This window comes from Pseudomonas edaphica, from assembly GCF_005863185.1.
Classification (GTDB): domain Bacteria; phylum Pseudomonadota; class Gammaproteobacteria; order Pseudomonadales; family Pseudomonadaceae; genus Aquipseudomonas; species Aquipseudomonas edaphica.
Genome location: NZ_VBVZ01000592.1, coordinates 1 through 3,753 on the forward strand (window position 1 = coordinate 1; position 3,753 = coordinate 3,753).

Annotated in this window: 5 protein-coding genes; 3 read left to right on the plus strand and 2 right to left on the minus strand. The window is 58.0% G+C overall.

The genetic code is table 11. The features are described from left to right. Nucleotides 1-1,747 (plus strand): molybdopterin oxidoreductase family protein (locus tag FEM54_RS27140; protein WP_138453714.1); only part of this gene is annotated, 1,747 nt, incomplete at its 5' end. A gap of 84 nt (nucleotides 1,748-1,831) precedes the next feature. Further along, nucleotides 1,832-2,170, plus strand: coding sequence for a Grx4 family monothiol glutaredoxin (grxD, locus tag FEM54_RS27145; RefSeq protein WP_058421605.1), 339 nt, complete (start codon nucleotides 1,832-1,834; stop codon nucleotides 2,168-2,170). 132 nt (nucleotides 2,171-2,302) lie between these two features. On the opposite strand, the gene bfr is transcribed toward grxD, so the two are convergent. Both bfr and FEM54_RS27155 read right to left on the minus strand, forming a co-directional pair. Next, nucleotides 2,303-2,773, minus strand: a complete 471-nt coding sequence (gene bfr / locus FEM54_RS27150) for a bacterioferritin (protein ID WP_017137040.1) — start codon at nucleotides 2,771-2,773, stop codon at nucleotides 2,303-2,305. A 201-nt stretch (nucleotides 2,774-2,974) separates the two neighbouring features. Further along, on the minus strand, nucleotides 2,975-3,193 hold the full coding sequence (locus FEM54_RS27155; RefSeq protein WP_010564137.1) for a bacterioferritin-associated ferredoxin: 219 nt from the start codon (nucleotides 3,191-3,193) through the stop codon (nucleotides 2,975-2,977). A 243-nt stretch (nucleotides 3,194-3,436) separates the two neighbouring features. On the opposite strand from FEM54_RS27155, the gene FEM54_RS27160 reads away from it, so the two are divergent. Further along, a partial coding sequence (locus tag FEM54_RS27160) for a redoxin domain-containing protein (RefSeq protein ID WP_138453715.1) occupies nucleotides 3,437-3,753 on the plus strand: 317 nt, incomplete at its 3' end.

Sequence of the window (3,753 nt, forward strand, 5' to 3'; positions counted from 1 at the left end):
CCACAGCAACTACTTCCTTGGCCTGCTGAAGACGCGCAATCGGTTTTCCGCCACCTCGGTGGACCAGTTGCCCCATCACCTCACCAGTCACCTGATGTACGGCCATGGCTTGTTGCTGCCGATTCCGGATATCGACCACACCGATTTCATGATGATCCTGGGCGGCAACCCACTGGCGTCCAACGGCAGCATCATGACCGTGCCCGATGTGGAGAAACGCCTCAAGGCCATCCAGGCCCGCGGCGGTAAAGTGGTGGTGGTTGACCCCCGGCGCAGCGAGACGGCGGCGATTGCCGATCAGCATGTGTTCGTGCGGCCCGGTGGCGACGCGGCGCTGCTGTTCGGGCTGCTCAACACCTTGCTCAGCGAAAACCTGACTCGCGACAGCCATTTGCCGATTGCTGGCCTGGAGGATGTGCGCCAGGCGATCGCCGGGTTTACCGCCGAAGCCATGAGCCGCCAGTGTGCGGTGCCGGCCGAGCAGATCCGCCAGTTGGCGCGGGACTTTGCGGCGGCGGACAAGGCCGTGTGCTACGGGCGCATGGGCGTATCGACCCAGGCCTTCGGCACGCTGTGCCATTGGCTGGTGCAGTTGATCAATCTGGTCACGGGCAACCTCGACCGTGTCGGCGGCGCCTTGTGCACCACGCCGGCGGTGGATCTGGTGGCCTCCACTGGCGGCGGGCACTTCAATCGCTGGCAAAGCCGGGTGTCCGGGCGGCCGGAGTACGGTGGCGAGTTACCCGTATCGGCCCTGGCCGAAGAAATGCTCACTGAAGGCGAAGGGCAGATCCGCGCCCTGGTGACGGTGGCCGGAAACCCGGTGCTGTCCACGCCTAACGGTCGCCAACTGGAGAAGGCCCTGGACGGTTTGGAGTTCATGGTCAGCGTCGACCTGTATATCAACGAAACCACGCGCTATGCCGACCTGATCTTGCCGTCCACCTCAGCGTTGGAAAACGATCACTACGACACCACGTTCAATATGTTCGCAGTGCGTAACGTCACCCGCTTCAATCGCGCGATCCTGCCCAAGCCTGCCGGCGCGTTGCATGATTGGGAGATCTTTGTCGGCTTGGCCAAGGCCTTCGCTGCGCACACCGGCGCGGTGCTCAAGCCGACCATGGCGCCGGCACAGATGATCGACTTTGGCTTGCGTGCCGGGGTCTATGGCGATGCGTCCGAGCACAAACTGTCGGTGGCCACGCTCGCTGATCATCCCCATGGCGTGGATCTGGGGGCGCTCAACCCCAACTTGGCCGCACGCTTGAAAACCGCCGACGGCCACGTGCAGGCAGCGCCTGCGGTGGTCCTGGCAGACCTGGCGCGCTTTGCGGCCCAGCCGGTGCCAATGGTCAATGAGCTGTTACTGATCGGCCGTCGGCATGTACGCAGCAACAATTCCTGGATGCATAACTATCACCGCCTGGTGAAGGGCAAGCCGCGCCATCAACTGCATATGCATCCCGACGACCTTGCCAGCCGACAATTGAGTGATGGGCAGTGGGTGCGCGTCAGCTCACGCGTTGGCGAGATCGAAGTGGAAGTGGTGGCCAGCCTGGACATGATGCCTGGCGTGGTCAGCCTGCCACACGGCTGGGGCCACGGTCGTCCAGGCGTGCGCATGACCATCGCCAGTGGGCAGCCTGGGGCCAGTGCCAATGACCTGACCGACGAGCGGCAATTGGATGAATTGTCTGGAAACGCCGCGCTTAATGGCGTGCCGGTACAGGTGGCCGCCGCATAAGGCCCGAGCACCGCGCTGGAATTTTGCGTTACAATGCGCCACCGTGCCGACCTGTGAGTCGCAAAGTTCCAGCCGAGGTGTTCCATGGATATCATCGAAACGATCAAAGAGCAGATTGCCAATAACACCATTCTGCTTTATATGAAGGGCGCCCCGAACGCTCCTCAGTGCGGTTTCTCCGCGAAGGCTTCCCAGGCCATCATGGCGTGCGGCGAGAAATTCGCTTACGTGGATATCCTGCAAAACCCGGAAATCCGTGCCAACCTGCCGAAGTACGCCAACTGGCCAACTTTCCCACAACTGTGGGTAGCCGGTGAGCTGGTCGGCGGTAGCGATATCATCACTGAGATGGCTGCTGACGGTTCGCTGCAAGCGCTGATCAAAGAAGCAGCGGTAAACGCGGCGGCCAAGACTGACGCTTGACCCGAATGCAATAAAAAGCCCCGCTTCTCGAAAGAGAGCGGGGCTTTTTTGTGATCGTTCCCACGCTCTGCGTGGGAATGCATCCTGTGACGCTCTGCGTCACCATGCTCAAGTGGGAACGATCTTCAGCGCTTATTCACCCATCTGCGATTGCAGGTAGTTTTCCAGGCTGACTTTAACGATCAAGCCCAGCTGGGTTTCCAGCCAGTCGATATGTTCTTCCTGATCTTCCAGGATATCTTCCAGCAGCTCACGGCTGCCGAAGTCGCCTTTGGTTTCGCAGTGAGCGATGGCGGCCTTGAGGTCGCTGTGGCTCTTCTGCTCGAACTTCAGGTCGCTGCTGATCATCTCCTGGGTGTGCTCGCCGATGTTCAGCTTGCCCAGGTCCTGTACGTTCGGCAGCCCTTCCAGGAACAGGATGCGCTTGATCAGCGCGTCTGCGTCCTTCATGGCCTTGATCGATTCTTTGTATTCACGCTTGCCGAGCTTTTCCAGGCCCCAATCGTCATACATGCGCGCATGCAGAAAGTACTGATTGATCGCGACCAGTTCATTGGCAAGGATTTTGTTGAGTTGCTGGATGACTGAGATGTCGCCTTTCATGACTGGGGTCCTGCCCTGTAATAGCTGTGTATAGGGCGGAGTTTGAGCGGCGAAATCCCTAGTGTCAAACCTAAGTTATTGAATAATAAATGAAAATTAATCGGAATAAGAATGTTTGTGTTCCGCGTCTTGACGCTAACTAATTGAATTACGGGCATAAAAAAACCGGACATTAAGTCCGGTTCTTCAAAACACGCCTATTTAAGCGTGTGTAAATTCTGCTGAGTAGGGGAGTGCGGCCTGGGCTGTTTGCAGCTGCGTCAGGGTTTCCCGTACCACTTGCTTGGCGAGGCAAGCACATTTGCCGCACTGGCTGGCAACGCCGGTGGTTTCACGTACTTCCTTGTAGCTGCAGCAACCTTCATAGATTGCTTCGCGGATTTGTCCGTCGGTGACGCCAGTGCAGAGGCAGACATACATAAGGGAGAACCATCGCGGGTTTAAGGCTTAAGTGCGATGGATCTTAATGTTAACGAGAATGATTGTCAAAGTAGATTCACAGGGTATTGCCAGGTACCTGCGGCGCGCTGACGAACGGTTTTTTCAGTGTATGATGGTCGGTCTTCACGAAGCGTGACCGCGTCACAGGCCTGTCGCTTAACTGCGCCAGACTTGGGCTGGTCCTTTTACTTCAATCGTCACCCTTACATCAGGAGATACCCAATGAGCGTACTCGTCGGCAAACAAGCCCCGGATTTCGACGTACCTGCCGTCCTCGGCAATGGCGAAATCGTAGACAGCTTCAAACTGTCTGAAGCCATCAAAGGCAAATACGGCCTGGTGTTCTTCTACCCGCTGGACTTCACCTTCGTGTGCCCGTCGGAGCTGATCGCTCTGGACCACCGCATGGACGATTTCAAGGCGCGCAATGTTGAAGTGGTAGCCGTTTCCATCGACTCCCATTTCACCCACAACGCCTGGCGCAACACCGCCATCAATGATGGCGGCATCGGCAAAGTCAAATACACCATGGCTGCCGA